The 300-nt window shown below is 44.7% G+C and carries 1 tRNA gene; it reads right to left on the reverse strand.

Annotation, left to right across the window (positions count from 1 at the left end):
- Positions 1-139: 139 nt before the first annotated feature.
- Positions 140-213, reverse strand: a tRNA-Ile gene (locus tag BV375_RS01535).
- Positions 214-300: the final 87 nt, after the last annotated feature.

Below are 300 nucleotides of genomic sequence, written 5' to 3' on the forward strand. Positions count from 1 at the left end.
CCGCTGACATCCTGCTTGCAAAGCAGGCGCTCTACCAACTGAGCTAAACCCCCATCAACAAGCCAAAAGCTAAAAGGAAAAATTCAAAAGAAAAACAATCTCTTTTTACTTTTTACTTTGCTCTTTTTACTTGTTCAGGTGGGCCATCCTGGACTCGAACCAGGGACCTCACCCTTATCAGGGGTGCGCTCTAACCACCTGAGCTAATAGCCCAAATCGAACCCATCATAGTTTGAAAGCCTCAACAATCTCTGCGACCGACCTAGGATAGACCGACTCAATATCTATTTAACTGTATGT

The sequence above is a fragment of the Nostoc sp. 106C genome (assembly GCF_002154725.1).
In the GTDB taxonomy this organism is placed as follows: Bacteria; Cyanobacteriota; Cyanobacteriia; order Cyanobacteriales; family Nostocaceae; genus Aulosira.